The organism is Thiocystis minor (genome assembly GCF_016653465.1).
Classification (GTDB): Bacteria; Pseudomonadota; Gammaproteobacteria; order Chromatiales; family Chromatiaceae; genus Chromatium; species Chromatium minus.
In genome coordinates, this window is sequence record NZ_NHSQ01000026.1 from 35,418 (window position 1) to 52,037 (window position 16,620).

Below are 16,620 nucleotides of genomic sequence, written 5' to 3' on the forward strand. Positions count from 1 at the left end.
CATGAGCGGGCACGGCTTTCGGGCGATGGCGCGCACCATCCTGGATGAGGTGTTGGGGTTCCGGCCCGATTTCATCGAGCACCAATTAGGGCACGCGGTCCGCGACCCGAACGGCCGCGCCTACAACCGCACCGCCCACCTGGACGCGCGTCGGAGCATGTTGCAGACGTAGGCGGATTATTTGGACGGTTTGAAAGTTGCTGGGTCTTGATTCAAAACTAAGGTTTTGTTTTGATTAAGGTATAGGCTCTTTCTGCGTTTCAGGCGGCTGCTAATTTTTTGTAATGTATTAACAATAGGCTTATCGTTACGAACCGCCAAGTAGGCTTGCAGGTCTCGGAGTTAGGCTGATGATCCCCCTTACAACGCTGCTGGACGACGTTAAGTGTTACGAAGTCCTGCGTGGTTTGCACTGGCCCGAAGGCGTGAGGTGCCCACACTGCCAGTCGTCGCAAGTGAGCAAACAAGGACGAGACACCACCCAGCCAGCACGCCAGAAGTATCGTTGTGGGGGCTGTGGGCGCCGCTTTGACGACGTGACGGGGACGATCTTCGCCGGTCGGCATCAGTCGTTGATGGTTTGGATCGGCTGTCTGTACCTGATGGGCTTGAACCTCTCCAACCTTCAGATTGCCCACGAGTTGGGTCTGAACGAGGATGACACGCAGCGGATGACCGAGCAACTGCGCGCGGGGATCGTCGCCAGCCAGCCGACGCCGATGTTGTCGGGCGAGGTCGAGTGTGACGAGGTGTACGTGGTCGCCGGCCACAAAGGCCATCCTGAGGCCGTGAAAAAAAAGGGCGCCAGGGGCGCTGCCGTCGGCTGAAGGGAGCGCCCGGTCGCGGGACGCTGGAAAAAGAGAAGCCACCGATCTTTGGCATGATCCAACGTGGTGGCCAGGTGGTGATTCGGATGCTGGAGAATGTTCAGCAACAGACCATCCGTCCGTTGATGTTGGCGGTGATTGCCCCGGGCACACAGGTCTACACCGACGAGTACAACATCTATGCCCGACTGACGGAGTGGGGTTATGGTCATAAAACGGTCTGTCACAGCCTGGGCGAATACGCCTCGTGATGAGGACGGCGACGGCTTCCACGAGGTCCATGTCAACACCATGGAGGGCTTCTGGTCACTGTCGCGCTCCTGGCTGCGTCCTCCTCGCGGGATCTCCCAGGAGAAATTGCCGCTCTACCTGGGGTTCTTTCAGTTCACTCACAACGTCCGCAGGCGCGGTCGGGGGCTGCTCCAGCCCATGCTCTCGGCCTTGCTGACCAGAGCCGCCTGAAAGACAGGAAGAGCTATTATGGATAATTACTTGGCCTCTAGGCTGATCATTTGTGGCTGCGGCCCCGGCGAACTCGTCGCCTGGGTGCGTCCATTGCTGGCTGCCCTGGCGCAGACCGAGCGGCGCTGGCAGACCACGCTAGTCTTGTGGCCACGCCTCTTTCTCAGCGGGCATGAGGCCGAGACTGCTCGCCAACTGCCGGGCGTAGACCAAATTCTGAGTCCGGGCCGCTCGCTGGCTCTGCTGGCGGGCGCACCATTGCCCTGGTCTGATGCCGGCCCTCGGTCGAGTGTCTTGCTGCACATGGGTGGGGCCCCATTCTTGAGCCTGCGGCTCGGCAGGCGACTCGGCGCCCCGGTGCTGGCCTATTGCGAACAGCCGAACAGGCTCCCCTCCGGCTTCAACGCCATCTATTGCACGGACTCATGCAAGTCGATGGCCGCCGGAGTTACTCCGATTGGTAACCTATTGGTGGACGCGGTGTTTGCCTTGCGAGACCGACGGTTGGACCTCGATGCGGGCGATCCTGCTCTGATCCTCGGCTTGTTGCCGGGGAGTAGGGCCTTCCAGTTGCGACACTATCTGACCCGCGTCGGACCTGTGGCGGACGCACTTTCGCGTCGGGTGGACGCTTTGCAATTTCTGATCGCTCGCTCTCCACTAGTCGACGATGACATGGTGCGCGACGCGCTTGGGACGGGTGCGGGCGCGCGAATGGTGCAGGAACAGGATGTCACGGCCCTCATCACGGACCAGGGCCTGAGAATCCCCTTGGTCGATCCAGCGGAGGTGCTTTGCAGGGCGCATTGCCTACTCAGTACGCCAGGAACCAACACCGGGGAGGCTGCCGCCTTGGGTATCCCGCATCTGGTGGTCGCTCCGTTCGATCCGAGCTTCAAGATGTTCTCCGGGATGCTGGGGTTGATCGAGCGCAGCCACTGGCTGGGCAGGCCGCTCAAGCGTTGGGCATTGCGCTATCTGACCGGGGATGGTGCCTACTATGCACAGGCCAACGCGCGCGCGGGCCACGAGATCGTCCCTGAGCTTCAGGGGCCACTGGACATCGAGCGAGTGACCGACTGTCTAGCAAACTTGCTGCTGGATGCTCACCGCCGCAAGCGCATCAGCAGCGAGCTGTCAGGCGTCATGGGGCCACCGGGCGCGGCCAGTCGACTGGTTTCGGAACTGGAGCGCAAAGTCGTCGAGTCGGCCCACAACCCCACGTCGAACAGGCTATAGTGGTCGTTCTTGGCGCGGCACGGATCGTTGAGTTTGGAAACGTGCGGCGAATTGTCGTGATCTCAGCTAAGATCATGGGGTCGTATCCAAAGGGAACACTCAAAATCTCATGTAAGTTCGGAAGGCAAAGTCATAGCTTTTGTCGTTTAGGTCAAAATGAGAATTGCAGGTAGCATGGGGCGCTACCAGTGTTTTATACCAGATCTTGCGCGAAAAGCCCCGCCGGGATGGAGAGCGCCCGCCGTCGTCGGATCTTCCGCCTAGCGTGGTGTTTGCTGCTGTCTGATGTAGTGGTACACGATAGCAGTCGGCGCGCCCCCGCAGGAGGCGGCGAATTAGGAGGGCGATCAGAGCACGCCCTTCCAGTCGCGCTGCTGGATGTCCGTCCGCTCCTGGCGCAGAAACCGGCTGGAAACGCCCTTGAGGCTGTTCACCAGAGCCAAGACCGCCACCTTGGGCGGGTACTCGACCAGCAGGTGAACATGATCGTCCTCGCCATCCATCTCCACCAAACACAGTAAATAGGCTATCCATGCACGAATCCTATTCCTCGCCGCAGCCGCCTGTCCTGACGCTTGCCGCGATAGCCCGAGCAGTCGATGGCAGTCTCAAGGGTGACGGTGCTCTTGCGGTGTGGAGGGTCGTGCGGCCGGACCAGGTGGCTGCGGAGGCCGATCTGGTGCTGCTACTCGATGCGCAGGGGCTGCGAAGCCTGCGGCCCTCCGATGCCTGCTGCGCATTGATCGCGGCCGACCTGGAGCTGCCGTCCGGGATTCCTTGGCGTGGCTGGATCAGCGTAGAGCAACCCCGTTTGGCCTTGGCACGATTGCTCCCGCTGTTCGCGGCCAAACCCCGTCAGGCCGCGGGAGTTCATCCAAACGCCGTGGTGGAGCCCTCGGCCCGAATCGCAGCGGATGCCTTCGTGGGCCCCCTGAGCTATGTGGGCGAGAATGTCGAGATCGGCGCAGGTGTGTGCGTGCTCTCCAACTGCACCCTGGGCGCCAATTGCAGGATTGGCGACGGCAGCCTTCTGTACCCTGGGGTGCGGATCGGCGAGCGTGTCACCGTCGGCCGCCGTGCCATCATCCACGGCAATGCCTGCATCGGGGCGGACGGCTTCAGCTTTGCGCCGATCGGCGGTGCGGACGGCGGCAATTCCATGGGCAGCGAGGCATGGGAGCCCGCCAGGATTCCGTCCCTCGGGTCGGTTATGATTGAGGATGACGTGGAGATCGGCGCTTGTGCCACCATCGATCGTGGTACCCTGGGAGATACTCTTATTCGGCGAGGTACCAAGATCGACAATCTGGTGATGGTGGGACACAACAGCCGCATCGGCGAGTGCTGCCTGCTGGCGGGCCAGAGCGGCATCGCCGGCAGTTGCGAGCTGGAAGATCGGGTCGTGATGGGCGGACAATCCGGTATCGCCGACCATCTGCACATCGGCTCGCATGCAGTCATTGCGGCCAGTGCCGGCGTCTCGCAGCATGTGCCTGCGCACGCGGTCTTCATCGATAATCCAGCGGTTCCCTATGCGCGCTGGCAGGAGCGTTGGCGCAGCGTCGCACGCCTCAAGCGCATGTTCGGCGAACTCGAGCGGCTGAAACAGCGGCTCGTACAGGTCGAGCGCAGCCTGGGGAAGGGCTGACGTATCCAGCGTGACCTGCGCCAAGTCAATCGCCCCAGGGATGGAGCGAATCATCTCTCCTTGGCGACAGCCAAGGATGGGGCTGGGAAACCGGGCTCAGCGTGTTGCCATGCGGGACAGAGATGCCCCGGCATTTTCAGGCGCTCAGTGCTTGAAGAATGGGGCGACTCAAAAGCCGTGCATCCAAGTTCTTTGGTATTCCAACATCATGACCCAAAACATTGAAAGTAGACTCATCGACATCATCGCCAAGGAAGCCCAGATCGAGCGGGACTGGCTGAAGCCCGAATCCACCATGGACGATTTCGGCGTGCCTTCGATCACGCAGCTTGAGGTGCTCTTCGCCATCGAGGAGTCCTTCGGTATCGAATTACCCGACAAGCCCGTCGATCTGACCCTCGCCGGCCTAGTTCGGCAGGTGGCGTCGATGGTCGAGCCGGGGAAGGACGCCTGATGCGACGGGTCGCCGTGACCGGCTTGGGCTGCATCTGCTCCCAGGGTCGCGATGTGGATGAATTCTCCCAGGCCCTCAGCTCTGGCACCAGCGGGATCGGCGCACTGACGATCGTCCCCACCGAGCGGACGGTCTGCAAAGTGGCGGCCGAGGTGCACGGATATGATCCGGACGATTGGCTTATGCCCCAAGAGTCACAGCGCCTGGATCGATTCGCTCAGTTCGCGGTCATTGCCGGTCGTGAGGCAATGCGGGCCGCCGGCTTCGTTCCCAGCCGCGAGCAAGGCCTGCGCAGCGCGGTCGTCATGGGCAGCGGCATCGGCGGGCTGAGCACCTTGGACATCGGCTTCCAGCGTCTCTACGTCGAGGGACACAACAAGGTCTACCCGCTGAGCGTCCCCAAGGTGATGCTGAACGCCGGAGTCAGTGCCCTGTCGATGCAGTTTGGCATCCTTGGGCCCTGTTACGCTGTTTCGAGCGCCTGCTCATCCGCCAATCACGCCATTTCCCTGGCCTTCGCCATGGTCCGCAGCGGCCAGGCGGACCTGGCGCTCACCGGTGGCAGCGAGGCATGTTTGACTTTCGGCATGGTCAAGGCGTGGGAGGCTCTGCGGGTGTTGGCGCCCGATACCTGCCGCCCCTTCAGCAAGGGCCGCCAAGGTATCGTGCTTGGAGAGGGCGCTGGCGCCCTAATCCTGGAGCCCCTGGATCTGGCACTGGCGCGCGGCGCCACCATCCATGCGGAGCTGGTGGGATGCGGCCTGTCCTCGGACGCAAGCGACCTTACCCTGCCGGATCCCGACGGTGCCGCTCGTGCCATGCAGGCGGCCCTCTTGGATGCGGGTCTCGCGCCTGAGCAGGTCAACTACATCAACGCGCACGGCACTGGAACCCCGGCGAACGACGCGAGCGAAACCCGTGCCATCCGTGCGGTATTCGGTGCCCATGCCGGACGACTTGCGGTCTCCTCCACTAAGTCCATGCACGGGCATGCCTTGGGCGCGGCTGGCGCCTTGGAGGCAGTCGCGACCATCCAGGCCCTGAAAACCCAGATAGCGCCGCCGACCATCAACTATCTGGAGCCCGATCCGGACTGCGATCTAGACTATGTGGCCAACCAGGCCCGTCCCATGCCAATCGAGGTCGCCCTGTCCAACTCATTCGCCTTCGGTGGCCTCAATGCCGTGGTGGCCTTCCGCCGCTACCCGTGAGCAGCCCCCTGCGGATTCTAATCAGCGCCGGCGAGGTGTCCGGAGACCTCTACGCAGCCCAGCTGGTCCGGGCCTTAATGGCAGCCGCTGGCCCGCCGGATTCGCTGGAGATCAAGGCGGTAGCCGGCGAGCGGACCCGCCAGGCGGGGGCCGCATTGCTAGCGATCTCATCCAGCCGCGCCGCACTTGGCTTCGTCGCGCCGCTGCGGCATCTCGGTCCGGCGCTAACCACGGCGCTGCGAATCCGGCATGAGCTCACGCGCTGGCGCCCCCAGGTATGCGTACTGCTGGACTACCCCGGCTTCAACATCCCTCTGTCCGGCATCATCCGGCGAGTCAGTGCCGCGCCGATCCTCTATTACCTGCCCCCGGAGGAGTGGATCTGGGCGGCCCAGGGCAATCGGCGATTGAACAGGACCGCGCGGGTGGTCGCTAACTGCGACTGCCTGCTAACCACGCACGGGATCGATACCGCCTTCTACACAGCCGCCGGCGCTAAGGTGCGCCGCGTCGGTCATCCACTGCTGGAGCTAGTCGACGAGGAGGGGCTGCGACAGCGTGACATGGCGTCGGACAAAGCCAATTGCGTTGCCCTGCTACCGGCATCCAGACGCCAAGAGCTGGGGCTGCTCTGGCCGGCATTGGCGCGGGCTGCGGCCTTGATGGCGCGCGCACGCCCGGAGCTGAAGTTTCTGGTGCCGTTGGCCGCAGCCCACCTGCGACCGGAACTTGTGTGGGCATGCGCGTCCGCGCAGCGCCGACATCCCGAGCTGGCAGGCCGCTTGTGCCTCGTCGAGCCTACGCCCGAAATCCCCTATCCCACCCTCGCCGTCGCTTGGCGTGCCGGAGCGGCGCTGAGCAAATCCGGCAGTGTCAGCCTGGAGCTAGCCCTGGCCGGCGTACCGCATCTGGTGGCTTTGCGGATTGATCGAATGACCGAATGGGTAGGGCGGCACTTTCTGAAGCTCTCGGAGCAGGATTTCCCCCATGTGGCGCTGCCCAACCTCATCCTCGGCCGCGAGCTGGTGCCCGAGTTCAAGCTGCACGCGATCGATCCAGTGCGGATGGCCGCTACGGGTCTCGCGCTGCTCGATCCGGCAAGCTCGGCCCGGGCGGCCCAGCTCAGTGGCTTCGACGAACTGCGGACGGCCTTGGGTGGCGCGGGTGCCGCCGCACGCAGCGCCCGCATCATCCTGGAGATGGCTCAGGGCAGTGCCTCAGCAGCGTGACAGAAGCATCGGCAGCCCGTAGCGGGGACGCAGAGTCAGGCGCTTCAAGGGCTCTACCACCGCGCCGGGTCGCAGGTCCAGGCGAAAACGCTGGGCGCTCATCGCCAGGGCGCGGACCAGCTCTTGCGTGGCGAAACCGGCGCAGGGACAGACCCGCAGTCCCGCGCCAAAGGGGATGTAAACACTGGTTGCTGTGGTTGCTGTGCGGTTCGCCGGCATCAAGGAAGCGCTCCGGCCGGAAGGTGATTGGTTTTGTACTGTACTGAGCGTCGCGACAAAGACATGACACGTATCACAGGTGCAGACCCCATTGTTTATTTCGCCCCCTGGGCGCTGCTTCTCGTCGCCTTAGCGCTTGCTGATTCTACGCAGTTGTGGGACCGTGACGAAGCCTACTACGCCCGCACCGCTGTGGAGATGCTGCATGGAGGCGATTGGCTCATTCCCCACTTCAACAGTGAAACCTTTGCCCACAAGCCCCCACTGGGGTATTGGCTGATATCACTCTCCATGGTCGCGCTCGGCGAGAGCGAGCTTGCCGCGAGGCTTTGCTCGGCCTTAGCGCTACTGGCCACCGCGCTTCTCACCCGACGAATTGCGGCCAGACTCTTCGACGCGGAAACGGGGCGGTGGTCCGCCGTCATCCTGATGACCGCTATCTTGCCGCTGATCCTTGGATCGCTGGCCATGCTTGACATGGTCCTGCTGATGTTCATCACGCTGGGCATTTGGGCCTTCGTGGAGCAAATCCATCAGCCAAAACCTTGGTGGCGGTCTGGACTCTGGATGACAGTGGCCATGGGCGGGTCGATGCTGACCAAGTTTCCGATCGGACCAGTCGTGCTCATGTCAATGGTTCTGACCTCGTTGGCGATCGGGCGCCGGTCTGTCTGGGCAGGGCCGCTGCCACTCTTGGCGACAGCGGCGGCCATGATCCTTGGGCTAGCGATCTTCCTCGCTTGGGCGATTCCCGCGGACTTGGCCTCGGGAGGGAAGATGCTCGAGGTGGGACTGGTACAGCAAGTATTGTCAAAGGTGGTGCATCCCATGGAAGGCCATGGTGCGAGCAGCCTGGGCGGTTACCTTGCCTTGCTGCCGGTCTATGCCCCGGTGCTGGTCATCGGTTTCTTCCCCTGGGCAATCCATCTTCCGGCGAGTCTAGCGGCGCTGCTATACAGGGACATCGGTGGAGTCCGAGCAAGGGCTATCCTCTGGGGATGGATTGCTCCGACCTTCGTGATGTTCAGCCTGGCTGCAACGAAGTTGCCTCACTACATCCTTCCCCTGTTTCCGGCGGTGGCAATTTTGGTTGCCGCGACGCTGACCGCCCACAGGCACGGACAGCTATCGGACGGAAGCCGTGCCTGGCTGCGGGGTGGGGCCTATCTGTTCGGCGTCATGGCGGCAATCTCCATGGCGGCCCTGCCTGTCATTGGCTGGGTCAGCGGCGGAGCCCAGACCTTGGCTCAAGCCTTGGTGCCGGCAATCGCCCTGGCACTGAGCGCCGCCGCAGTCATCCGCTGGCAGCTTCGCGAACAGCTCCAGCCCGTCAACCTCATGCTCATGATCGCGACGCCACTCATCCTGTTCGCGTCGGTCTATCTGGTGGTCCTGCCATTGGAGTCGCGGATCAAGCCCGGCCCCGCCATCGCTAGCCTGCTGACGCCGCGAATCGATCCCGGCACGCTGGTGTATGCGCACGGCTACCGTGAGCCAGGCCTGGTTTTCTACCTGCGTCGCCCCGTGGAAAACCCAATCCGCGAGCTGCCCGAATCGGCCCAGGCTATCGCCGCTTGGTCTAAGGAGTCCACGCCGGCGATGCTCATCGTTCCAGAGCAGGAACTGGCCACCATCGAGGCCCAAACGGGTCCCCTCGATCTCGCGCGGCTCGGCTCGGTGACGACGGTCAATTTCAACGATCACGCCCGCGAATCCCGCCTGCTCCTTGTGGCGCGCCGGCTGCCGGCCGTCATGTCGCCTTGAGGGATCAAGGCCGCTATGGCGAATCAGCCGGCACTTGCCGGCGTAAAAGGATCTTGGCGTAGCGCAGAAAGAAGTAGAAGCCCGACATGCCGCAGCCGATCAGACCCTTCGAGCCATCCAGAAACCCCAGTTGCACCAGATAGCGGTGCAGAAACACCAGCCAGGGCTCCAGGCTCACGCCAAACAGGACTCGCAACAGGGGCGTGTCGGCGTCCCTGGCGGCAATGAGGTCCGTATAGCGGTCCAGCTTGGCCAGTTGATGACTCAGGCTGTCGTAGGGGCGGTGCAGGATGCAACCGTCCAAGTGACCCGCTCGGCCCCGGATCAGGCGCAGGGATTCATGTATGCAGTCCGCGTCCCAGCGGGCCCGATTACGGCGCACCAGGCGCAGCTTGCGCTCACCCAGCCAGGGACCATAGTTCACCCAACGCCCCAGATAGAGTGTGACGCGGCGCAACCAGAAACCATCGGGGGACGGATCGTCGCCGTGAGCCAGCAGATGCCGAATGCCGTCCCACGCAATCGGATCCAGCCATTCGTCCGCATCAAGACAGAGCAGCCACTCGCCCCGCGCCTGCTCAAGTGCGAACTGCTTCTGCGAGCCGTAGCCGTCAAAATCGCGGTGCAGTGTCCTGGCGCCAGCTACCCGGGCGATCTCCAGAGTCCCATCGGTGCTGCCCGAATCCACCAGCAGGATCTCGTCCGCGAGACCTTCAACCGATTCCAGACAGCGCGACAGGCTGGACGCCGCGTTGAGGGTGATCAGCACAAGCGATAGTCTCACCCCTTGGCGGTCGGGAGTCTCGCCGGAGGGGATGGAGACCGAAGATTGAAAGTGGGCGAGAGCGGACATAGGGAAAAGGTGCCAATATGACGGACGATGAAAAGCTTGAGTATTTTTTCGTCCGATCCAGGTGATAATGGCTAGCCAAAGATGCTAGATTAAACGCCCATGCGGTTACCCTCTACGGTATAACTCTTCAGAGGAAGGTTAAAGTGAAGTCAAATTCATCTGCTGTGATCAGATTCCTCGCCATTGCCACCCTCTCGGCCGGTTCTGGCTCTGGATTGGCTCAAGTCGACTGCACCGTCTCGGGTGGGGATGGGGTGACCCAATCCGCTAGGGGTCCTGACACCGGTGTTACCTGGAAACTTCGCTATAGTCCCAGTCAAGGAGGAGGATTTGCGCAGATCCTGACTGGGACAGACGGGTTCGTCTGCCAGAGTTCGGTTACCTTGACCGACACCAGTCTGGAGCTGCCTGATTGTGGCCTGAGTTTTTCGAGGAGGAGCGGCAGCGATCTGTTCCATTCCGGCAGTTTCACCAACGGGCATGGGACCGGATCGGGCTATCTGGTGGACACGAACGGAGACGGGCTGGCGGACACTCTGGCGCTGCGGCTGGCCTACCCGGGCGCACCGGATTTGCGTATGGATATCCCCCTGAAATACTATCCGGACGCACGTACCCCCACCCACTGGCTGTTGCCGCTCCAGCTCCCCTATGGCGGCGGACGGACCTTCAACATCGGCTTCAACTATTACACGCCGGTCGACGCCCAAAATCAGAGAATCGATATTGAGTGCCCCGGCGGCCCGACCGTCTCGACGGGGCTGGCCGCAGCCATCAGTCCCAGCGGCATCCCCACACTGTCCTTCTGGGGATACGCCGTCATGATCCTGCTCCTGGCGTTCGCTGGCATCGGCGTGCTGCGCAATCGCGGCTTCGGCGACGATCTCCATCTGCGCGCTTGACTTCCCAGGCGTCCGCGATTCTCTCTCCGATCTGGCGCGGCAGTTCCGCGCTGTCGATCGGAGCGGTTGCCCATCACCGAGGAATACCCCTTTGAGCATCTTCTGGAAAGAATCCGTCGTCTTCCTGAAGCTATGGTTGCTGTTGCTGCTCACCTACCTCATGGGCGTGCTGGCATTCGACTTGACCTTCTATGGGTGGATCGACCTGCGCCAGGACGCCATCGCCCGCCTCATCTACCTTCCGCTCGTGCAGACGGTCGCTTTTCAGCTTCTCACCTACCCCAGGCGCCACAAGCCCCAGGTGCAATAGTTCGGCAGGAATGAGCCTCGGTCCCGATCATGGGTCGCGCGGCAACGCCCTGGACTAGTCCATTCCCGTCGATTCAGTCCGGCGCTCAGCCGGACAGCGACGCTCCGGGACGCCCTGAGACAAGCCCCCGCAGCCGCTCCTCAAGTGCGTTCATCCGCTGCTCCAGCTCGCGCGCGAGCTGTTCCAGATCGGCCGGCCCGGCCTCGCGCGGTATCCACAGCGGCGCTCCGACCACCCCATCCACCCGCGAGAACGGCAGCGGAAGCACGAACCGATCCCAGTGGCTGCGCAGTCCTAGCCCCCAGTGAGCGATGCTTGCCGCCGGAACCAGGGGGCAACCCGTCAGCCGTGCCAGCGCCAGCGGGCCTTGTTTCATACGCCGCGCCGGGCCGCTCGGACCATCGGGAAAGAGCCCGAGCGAGCGGCCTTGCCGTAAGTGCCCGGCAAGCTGCCGCAGAGCGGCGAGGGACTGGTAGCGGCTGTCGCCGGTGATCGATTCGACGCCCAAGTGGCGCGCGACCGCGGCGCCGATCTGCCCATCCCGCGTCGGGCTGGCCAGGGTGACGATGCCCTGCTCGGCGGCGGTCTGCACCGCCAGCAGTAATTGGGAATGCCAGATGACGAAGATGAAAGGCTGGCCGGCGTCGGCCAGGCGGATGAAGTGGTGTCGGTCGTGCAGTCTGACCCGCAGACTGCTGATCAGAGAGCGACCAAGCGGGGCCAACAGGGCGATAATAGCCTGGTCACCCCGGCGCAAACCGCCGATCCGATCCGATTCAACCCGCTTGGAAGAGCCTTCGACCATGTCTCACCCCTGTCCTGCTATGCCCGCTCGTCCACTCGCTCCCTGGCAATGGCTGACCGCCGCGCGCGACAACAGTCTTTCAATCTGGCACCAGGGGGCCTTCACTGAATTGCTCATGCACCGGCGACTGCCCGGCCGCGACCTTTGGGTGCTGAATAACCCAGGCGACGTCCGTCAGGTGCTGGTACGCGAGGCAGAGTACTATATCAAGAGTGCCGAGACTTGGCGTCCGCTCCGACCGTTGCTGGGCAGATCGCTTTTCATCAGCGAGGATGAAGACTGGCGACTGCGTCGCCGGGCCATCGCCCCGCTGTTGACCGGCCACGAACGGCTGCATGCCTATGAGGGGTTGATGATCGAGGCGGTGGACGAGATGCTCTCCCGCTGGGAGATGCTGGAACAGGGTGCCGAGCTGGAGATGTCCTGGGAGTGCACCCGTCTGGCGGCAGAAGTGGTCAGCCGCGCCCTGTTCAGCTTCCGGTTGGAGGGGCACGCTCGCACCGTCTACGAGGCGCTCAATCGCTACCAGGACACCCTCGGCCGGCTGGACCTCATGAGCCTGCTGGGACTGCCGAGCTGGCTGCCCCGTCCGGGCGAGCGCGAAGCCCGGCGTGCGGTCGTTCGGCTGGAAGGGGTGGTCGAGACGATCCTGGAAGCGGTCCGCCGCCGCGGAGGCGGCGATCACCGGGACCTGCCTGGCCTGCTCATGAGAGCCGATACAAAGGGGCATGAGACCCTCAACTCCACCCAGGTGCGCGACGAATTCATGCTCGCCCTGCTCGCGGGGCACGAGACCACCGCGAATGCCCTGTGTTGGGCCTACTACCTGCTAAGCCAGGACGAGAGGGTTCGCAGCGCCCTGGAGACCGAGGTCGACCGTGAGCTCGCCGGCGCAACCCCAACGCCGGGTGACCTGGCGCGGCTGCCCTACGTCAGCGCTGTGGTCAGCGAGGTTTTGCGCCTCTACCCGCCCATCTACCAGTTCACGCGCCAAGCGCGTGGCGAGAGCCGGCTCGGTCAACGCACCCTGGCCACCGGCTCGCTGTTGGTGATCTCTCCCTGGCTGCTGCACCGGCATCACCGGTTCTGGAAGCAGCCCCATGCTTTCCAGCCGGAACGCTTCCTTGATGCCGGCGGACGGCGCCGCAACCAGTGCTACATTCCCTTTGGTGCGGGACCGCGGGTCTGTCCTGGCGCCGGTTTCGCCATGCAAGAGCTGGTCTGCGCCGTGGCGATGAGCGCTCAGCGTTTTCGCCTGGACCTGCGACCCGGCGCGGTGGTGGAGCCCCTAGGGCGCCTGACCTTGCGTCCCCGCTACGGGCTGCCGATGCTTCTGTCTCGCCGCTGAGGCGCTGTGTTGGCTCTCACTTTATTCAACCGGCCGTTTCTCAAATTATTTCCCGGCGGGTGCCGTCCACTTTCCCACACTGATCGCACCGGTGGATCAGCGTTGGCAGGCGGAACAGCACGGACATAGGTGATGACTGCATTGGTAGTCGCGGCATGTGGGGGGCAAAATGGAAGTAAGTCGTCGAAGTCGAACAGCTCAAGCTGAGTGTGGGTCGCTGGGGCTGGTGCGCACGCGAAGTGCTCGCGCAGCACCATGCACCGCGAGCCGCAAGAACAAACTCGACTATGCCTTTCGAGAATTCGGCCGCGTGGTTCGCACGGTCTTCCTGCTCGACGACATCAGCAATCCCGAACTCCGGCGCCTGATTTAGGCCGCCCAGAACAAATGCGAAGGTTTCAACCAATTCGCCCAGTGGGTTTACTTCGGCGCCGAGGCGAGCGAGGAGAATGTCCGGGAGAACCAGTTGAAGACCATCAAATACAACCACCTGATCGCCAACCGAGTGATTTTCCACAACTGCCACACAATGACTCAGGCACCGAAGGAACTGGAAGCCGAAGGACAGCCGCGGACGCCAAAACTGCTCGGTTGTTTCAATCCCTATCGAACTCATCACCTCAACCGGTTTGGCTGCTATGTAGTGCCTGACCGACAACCCTGTTTAACTTATTGAACAATAGGTTACAATCAAGCCCCTTGGTCGAAGATTGCGTAAACTCACCATACAATGGGGCCAGAAATAGACTGTAACCCATTGATGATTTGTTTCGACCGCTGAAATTCCGGTCCATGGCTATCGTGCGACGGGCTGAATTGCAAAAAACTTCGTGCTCCGTTTCTCTCTATGCGTCAGATTATCGACCCCCAATTCCAACTCGGCGAACAGGACATCGCGGCCATCGAACTCGACCGCCAATCGCGTGACGATATCCCGCGCCTCCTGCGCGGATTGCAGTTCATTGATAACGAGACAGCGGTGCGCGAGCGGGTGTTCGCCATCCTCGCGGAGGTACTGCCTGATCGGGTCGATGACACCGGTACGGTCAGCGCGGTCAGCGCGGACACCGGCCGACCGGGCATGCCCCAGTGGCGCATCCTGGTGTTGGGTACCCTGCGCCTGGGGCTGAATGCCGACGACGATCGGATCCAGGAACTGGCCAATCAGCATGCGACCATCCGCCAGATGCTTGGCCATGGCGATTGGGCGGATGACACCCGTTATGCGTTGCAGACGCTGAAGGACAACCTGCGCCTGTTCACCCCTGAGGTGTTGGATCGCATCAACCAGGAGGTCGTCCGAGCCGGTCACGTTTTGGTAAAAAAAAGTCCGGACGACGCCCTCGCGGTGCGCGTTGACTCCTTCGTGGTCGAGACCGACGTGCACTTTCCCACCGACCTCAACCTGCTGGCCGATGCCGTGCGCAAGGCGATCGAGACCAGTGCTGACCTGTGCGAACAGGCCTCCTTCAGCGACTGGCGCCAGAGCGCTTACAATCTGCGCGGCCTGAACCAGGCGTATCGGCGGGTCCAGCAGCTCAAGCGCTCGACCTCCCAGGACGCGGCCAAGCGTGAGGCCCGTCAGGGCGAGATCCGGCAGGCCTGCAGTGACTATCTGGCGCTCGCCGAGTCGTTCCTGGAGCGTGCGCGCCTGACCCGCCTCAAGCTGGCGGTCGAGGCCCATGTGCCCGAGGTTCAACTGGCCCCGTTGGACGCCTATCTGGTCCACGGCGCGCGCCAGATCGTTCAGATCCGCCGTCGTCTCCTGGAGGGTGAGCGCATCCCGCATGGCGAGAAGGTCTTCTCCATCTTCCAGCCGCACACCGAATGGATCAGCAAAGGCAAGGCCGGGGTGGCGGTCGAGCTGGGGCTGCGGGTGGCGATTGGCGAAGATCAGCAGGGGTTCATCCTGCACCATCAGGTGATGGAACAGACGACTGACGATCAGATCGCCGTCCCCTTCGTGATGGCGATCCGCGCCCGCTTCCCCGAGACCCACAGCGTCAGCTTCGACAAAGGCTTTCACAGCCCGGCCAATCAACGCCAACTGACCCAGATCGTGGCATTGCCGGTGCTGCCCAAAAAGGGCAAGTGCTCGGGCGCCGAGTGGGAGCGCGAGCACGACCCGCGCTTCATCCGCCTGCGCCACCGCCACAGCGCGGTGGAGTCGGCCATCAACGCCTTGGAGGCGCATGGGCTCGACCGTTGCCCCGACCACGGCCTCGACGGCTTTAAACGCTATGTGGCCATGGCGGTGGCGGCGCGTAATATTCACCGCCTTGGTGCCATCCTGTTGGCCGCTGAGGCTGAGCAGGAACGGCGTCGGCAACGGCGGGCCGCCTAACCCCCTTGTTGGCGTGACGCGGCTGGTACTCAGGGAGGCGTGTGTCTGCGCGAGGGCCATGATGAGACTTTTTCTCATCCGGCGCTGCGCGCGGCGTTCCAACCAGGACTGACTCAAGAAAAATGCCTCGCCGGGTGCGATCAATTGCCCCCGACTGGGGTCAAATTCAGAGTTTTCGGTCAGACACTATGTAAGCGTCCGGCGAATTACCTTCTATACGAGCGGCGATGTTGTTTGCACCCTAGCGTCCTGTCACTGCAGCGAGAGGACAAGACATGGGCGAGAAGCGACGCACGCCAGCGCAATGGCGCGAGCTAGCAGCCTGTCGGACTTGGGCGTTCAGATTGGCTGGAAAAGACAATCAAGAGGTTATTTTCCTCGAAAATAGCCTTTTTCGGCCAAAAAGGCACTTTTCCTGCGAATTTCCCTTACTGCGGGCGCAAGACGGCCATGCGTTTGAGGTTCCACGCCAGGCAAACCAGGGTCCACTCGTTGCGCACGTTGTCCAGACCGCGCGTGAGAAACTGACGAAATCCCATCACCGATTTGATGATGCCGAAGACTGGCTCGACGGTCTGTTTACGCAGGGCGTAGGTCGTCCGGCCCTTGGGGGTCTTGAGGCGATGGACCATCCGCTCGACCGGGGTCGCGTCGGATGGGGGAGGCGGCGGATTCGCGAAGCGCTCCGACCAATGGGGGTGGTGTTCCTCGCGTTTGATCGCGATCAGCGGTTCGATGCTGGCACTTTCGCAGGCGACCACTAAAGTGGACCCCGAAAACCGGACAGTCATTTAAGCTGTCAAGCCGGCACGAAAGGGTTGATTAAAATGGGTGAAGCAAAGCGTAAGACTTACGCGGCGGCGTTCAAAGCCAAGATGGGGTTGGAAGCCATTCGTGGGGTGAAAACCGTCAACGAGATTGGCCAAGAGCACGGTGTGCATCCGGTCCAAGTCGGGCAATGGAAGAAGGAGATCCTGGAGCAAGCCGGAACCTTGTTCGAGACCA

Annotated in this window: 15 protein-coding genes and 4 pseudogenes; 14 read left to right on the top strand and 5 right to left on the bottom strand. The window is 62.6% G+C overall.

Features of this window, described 5'->3' with window-relative positions; genetic code table 11:
* The first annotated feature begins 1 nt into the window (after window position 1).
* The 3 genes and pseudogenes from CCR95_RS26020 (at window position 2) to CCR95_RS01520 (ending at window position 2,528) form a co-directional block, all read left to right on the top strand.
* The gene (locus tag CCR95_RS26020) at window positions 2-172 is read left to right on the top strand and encodes a hypothetical protein (protein ID WP_338115322.1); all 171 of its coding nucleotides are present in this window, start codon (window positions 2-4) and stop codon (window positions 170-172) included.
* A 178-nt stretch (window positions 173-350) separates the two neighbouring features.
* Window positions 351-1,289: pseudogene (locus tag CCR95_RS26230) on the top strand (IS1595 family transposase).
* A gap of 18 nt (window positions 1,290-1,307) precedes the next feature.
* Window positions 1,308-2,528, top strand: a complete 1,221-nt coding sequence (locus CCR95_RS01520; protein ID WP_201091247.1) for a glycosyltransferase family protein — start codon at window positions 1,308-1,310, stop codon at window positions 2,526-2,528.
* A gap of 260 nt (window positions 2,529-2,788) precedes the next feature.
* Here CCR95_RS01520 and tnpA read toward each other — a convergent pair.
* Window positions 2,789-3,082 (bottom strand): annotated as a pseudogene (gene tnpA, locus CCR95_RS01525) (IS200/IS605 family transposase); the annotation flags it as partial.
* Between tnpA and lpxD the strand changes: the two are divergent.
* The 4 genes from lpxD to CCR95_RS01545 all read left to right on the top strand — a co-directional run bounded on the left by lpxD (window position 3,061) and on the right by CCR95_RS01545 (window position 7,070).
* Window positions 3,061-4,176 carry a UDP-3-O-(3-hydroxymyristoyl)glucosamine N-acyltransferase gene (gene lpxD / locus CCR95_RS01530; protein ID WP_201091249.1) on the top strand — a complete coding sequence of 372 codons (1,116 nt, stop codon included), beginning with the start codon at window positions 3,061-3,063 and terminating at the stop codon, window positions 4,174-4,176. The pseudogene tnpA and the gene lpxD sit on opposite strands and share 22 nt — an antisense overlap.
* A gap of 208 nt (window positions 4,177-4,384) precedes the next feature.
* Window positions 4,385-4,630 (top strand): phosphopantetheine-binding protein, encoded by a 246-nt coding sequence (locus CCR95_RS01535; protein ID WP_201091252.1) that lies wholly within the window; start codon window positions 4,385-4,387, stop codon window positions 4,628-4,630.
* The gene (locus CCR95_RS01540; protein WP_201091253.1) at window positions 4,630-5,841 is read left to right on the top strand and encodes a beta-ketoacyl-[acyl-carrier-protein] synthase family protein; all 1,212 of its coding nucleotides are present in this window, start codon (window positions 4,630-4,632) and stop codon (window positions 5,839-5,841) included. Before CCR95_RS01535 ends, CCR95_RS01540 begins: the two co-directional genes overlap by 1 nt.
* Complete coding sequence (locus tag CCR95_RS01545) at window positions 5,838-7,070, top strand: glycosyltransferase family protein (protein WP_201091254.1); 1,233 nt, start codon at window positions 5,838-5,840, stop codon at window positions 7,068-7,070. The genes CCR95_RS01540 and CCR95_RS01545 overlap by 4 nt, the downstream gene beginning before the upstream one ends.
* On the opposite strand, the gene CCR95_RS01550 is transcribed toward CCR95_RS01545, so the two are convergent.
* On the bottom strand, window positions 7,059-7,289 hold the full coding sequence (locus tag CCR95_RS01550; protein WP_201091256.1) for a cytochrome P450: 231 nt from the start codon (window positions 7,287-7,289) through the stop codon (window positions 7,059-7,061). The two genes, CCR95_RS01545 and CCR95_RS01550, sit on opposite strands and share 12 nt — an antisense overlap.
* A gap of 63 nt (window positions 7,290-7,352) precedes the next feature.
* On the opposite strand from CCR95_RS01550, the gene CCR95_RS01555 reads away from it, so the two are divergent.
* Window positions 7,353-9,053, top strand: coding sequence for a glycosyltransferase family 39 protein (locus CCR95_RS01555; protein ID WP_201091258.1), 1,701 nt, complete (start codon window positions 7,353-7,355; stop codon window positions 9,051-9,053).
* 13 nt (window positions 9,054-9,066) lie between these two features.
* Here CCR95_RS01555 and CCR95_RS01560 read toward each other — a convergent pair whose 3' ends face one another.
* Window positions 9,067-9,837 (bottom strand): glycosyltransferase, encoded by a 771-nt coding sequence (locus tag CCR95_RS01560; RefSeq protein WP_201091259.1) that lies wholly within the window; start codon window positions 9,835-9,837, stop codon window positions 9,067-9,069.
* 452 nt (window positions 9,838-10,289) lie between these two features.
* Between CCR95_RS01560 and CCR95_RS01565 the strand changes: the two genes are divergently transcribed.
* Window positions 10,290-10,808, top strand: a complete 519-nt coding sequence (locus CCR95_RS01565) for a hypothetical protein (protein WP_201091260.1) — start codon at window positions 10,290-10,292, stop codon at window positions 10,806-10,808.
* Window positions 10,809-10,899: 91 nt separating this feature from the next.
* Window positions 10,900-11,118, top strand: coding sequence for a hypothetical protein (locus tag CCR95_RS01570; RefSeq protein WP_201091261.1), 219 nt, complete (start codon window positions 10,900-10,902; stop codon window positions 11,116-11,118).
* An 85-nt stretch (window positions 11,119-11,203) separates the two neighbouring features.
* Here CCR95_RS01570 and CCR95_RS01575 read toward each other — a convergent pair whose 3' ends face one another.
* Complete coding sequence (locus CCR95_RS01575; RefSeq protein ID WP_201091262.1) at window positions 11,204-11,923, bottom strand: lysophospholipid acyltransferase family protein; 720 nt, start codon at window positions 11,921-11,923, stop codon at window positions 11,204-11,206.
* Between CCR95_RS01575 and CCR95_RS01580 the strand changes: the two genes are divergently transcribed.
* From CCR95_RS01580 to CCR95_RS01595, 3 genes and pseudogenes are all read left to right on the top strand, one after another.
* Window positions 11,922-13,271 (top strand): cytochrome P450, encoded by a 1,350-nt coding sequence (locus tag CCR95_RS01580; RefSeq protein ID WP_201091265.1) that lies wholly within the window; start codon window positions 11,922-11,924, stop codon window positions 13,269-13,271. The genes CCR95_RS01575 and CCR95_RS01580 overlap by 2 nt on opposite strands.
* A gap of 436 nt (window positions 13,272-13,707) precedes the next feature.
* Window positions 13,708-13,947 (top strand): annotated as a pseudogene (locus tag CCR95_RS26555) (Tn3 family transposase); the annotation flags it as partial.
* A gap of 171 nt (window positions 13,948-14,118) precedes the next feature.
* A complete protein-coding gene (locus tag CCR95_RS01595; protein WP_201091268.1) occupies window positions 14,119-15,615 on the top strand; it encodes an ISNCY family transposase in 1,497 nt (498 codons plus the stop codon).
* Between the two features lie 428 nt (window positions 15,616-16,043).
* On the opposite strand, the pseudogene CCR95_RS25765 reads toward CCR95_RS01595, so the two are convergent.
* Window positions 16,044-16,376, bottom strand: a pseudogene (locus CCR95_RS25765) (transposase); the annotation flags it as partial.
* A gap of 66 nt (window positions 16,377-16,442) precedes the next feature.
* Between CCR95_RS25765 and CCR95_RS01605 the strand changes: the two are divergent.
* Window positions 16,443-16,620 (top strand): transposase (locus CCR95_RS01605; RefSeq protein WP_201091270.1); only part of this gene is annotated, 178 nt, incomplete at its 3' end.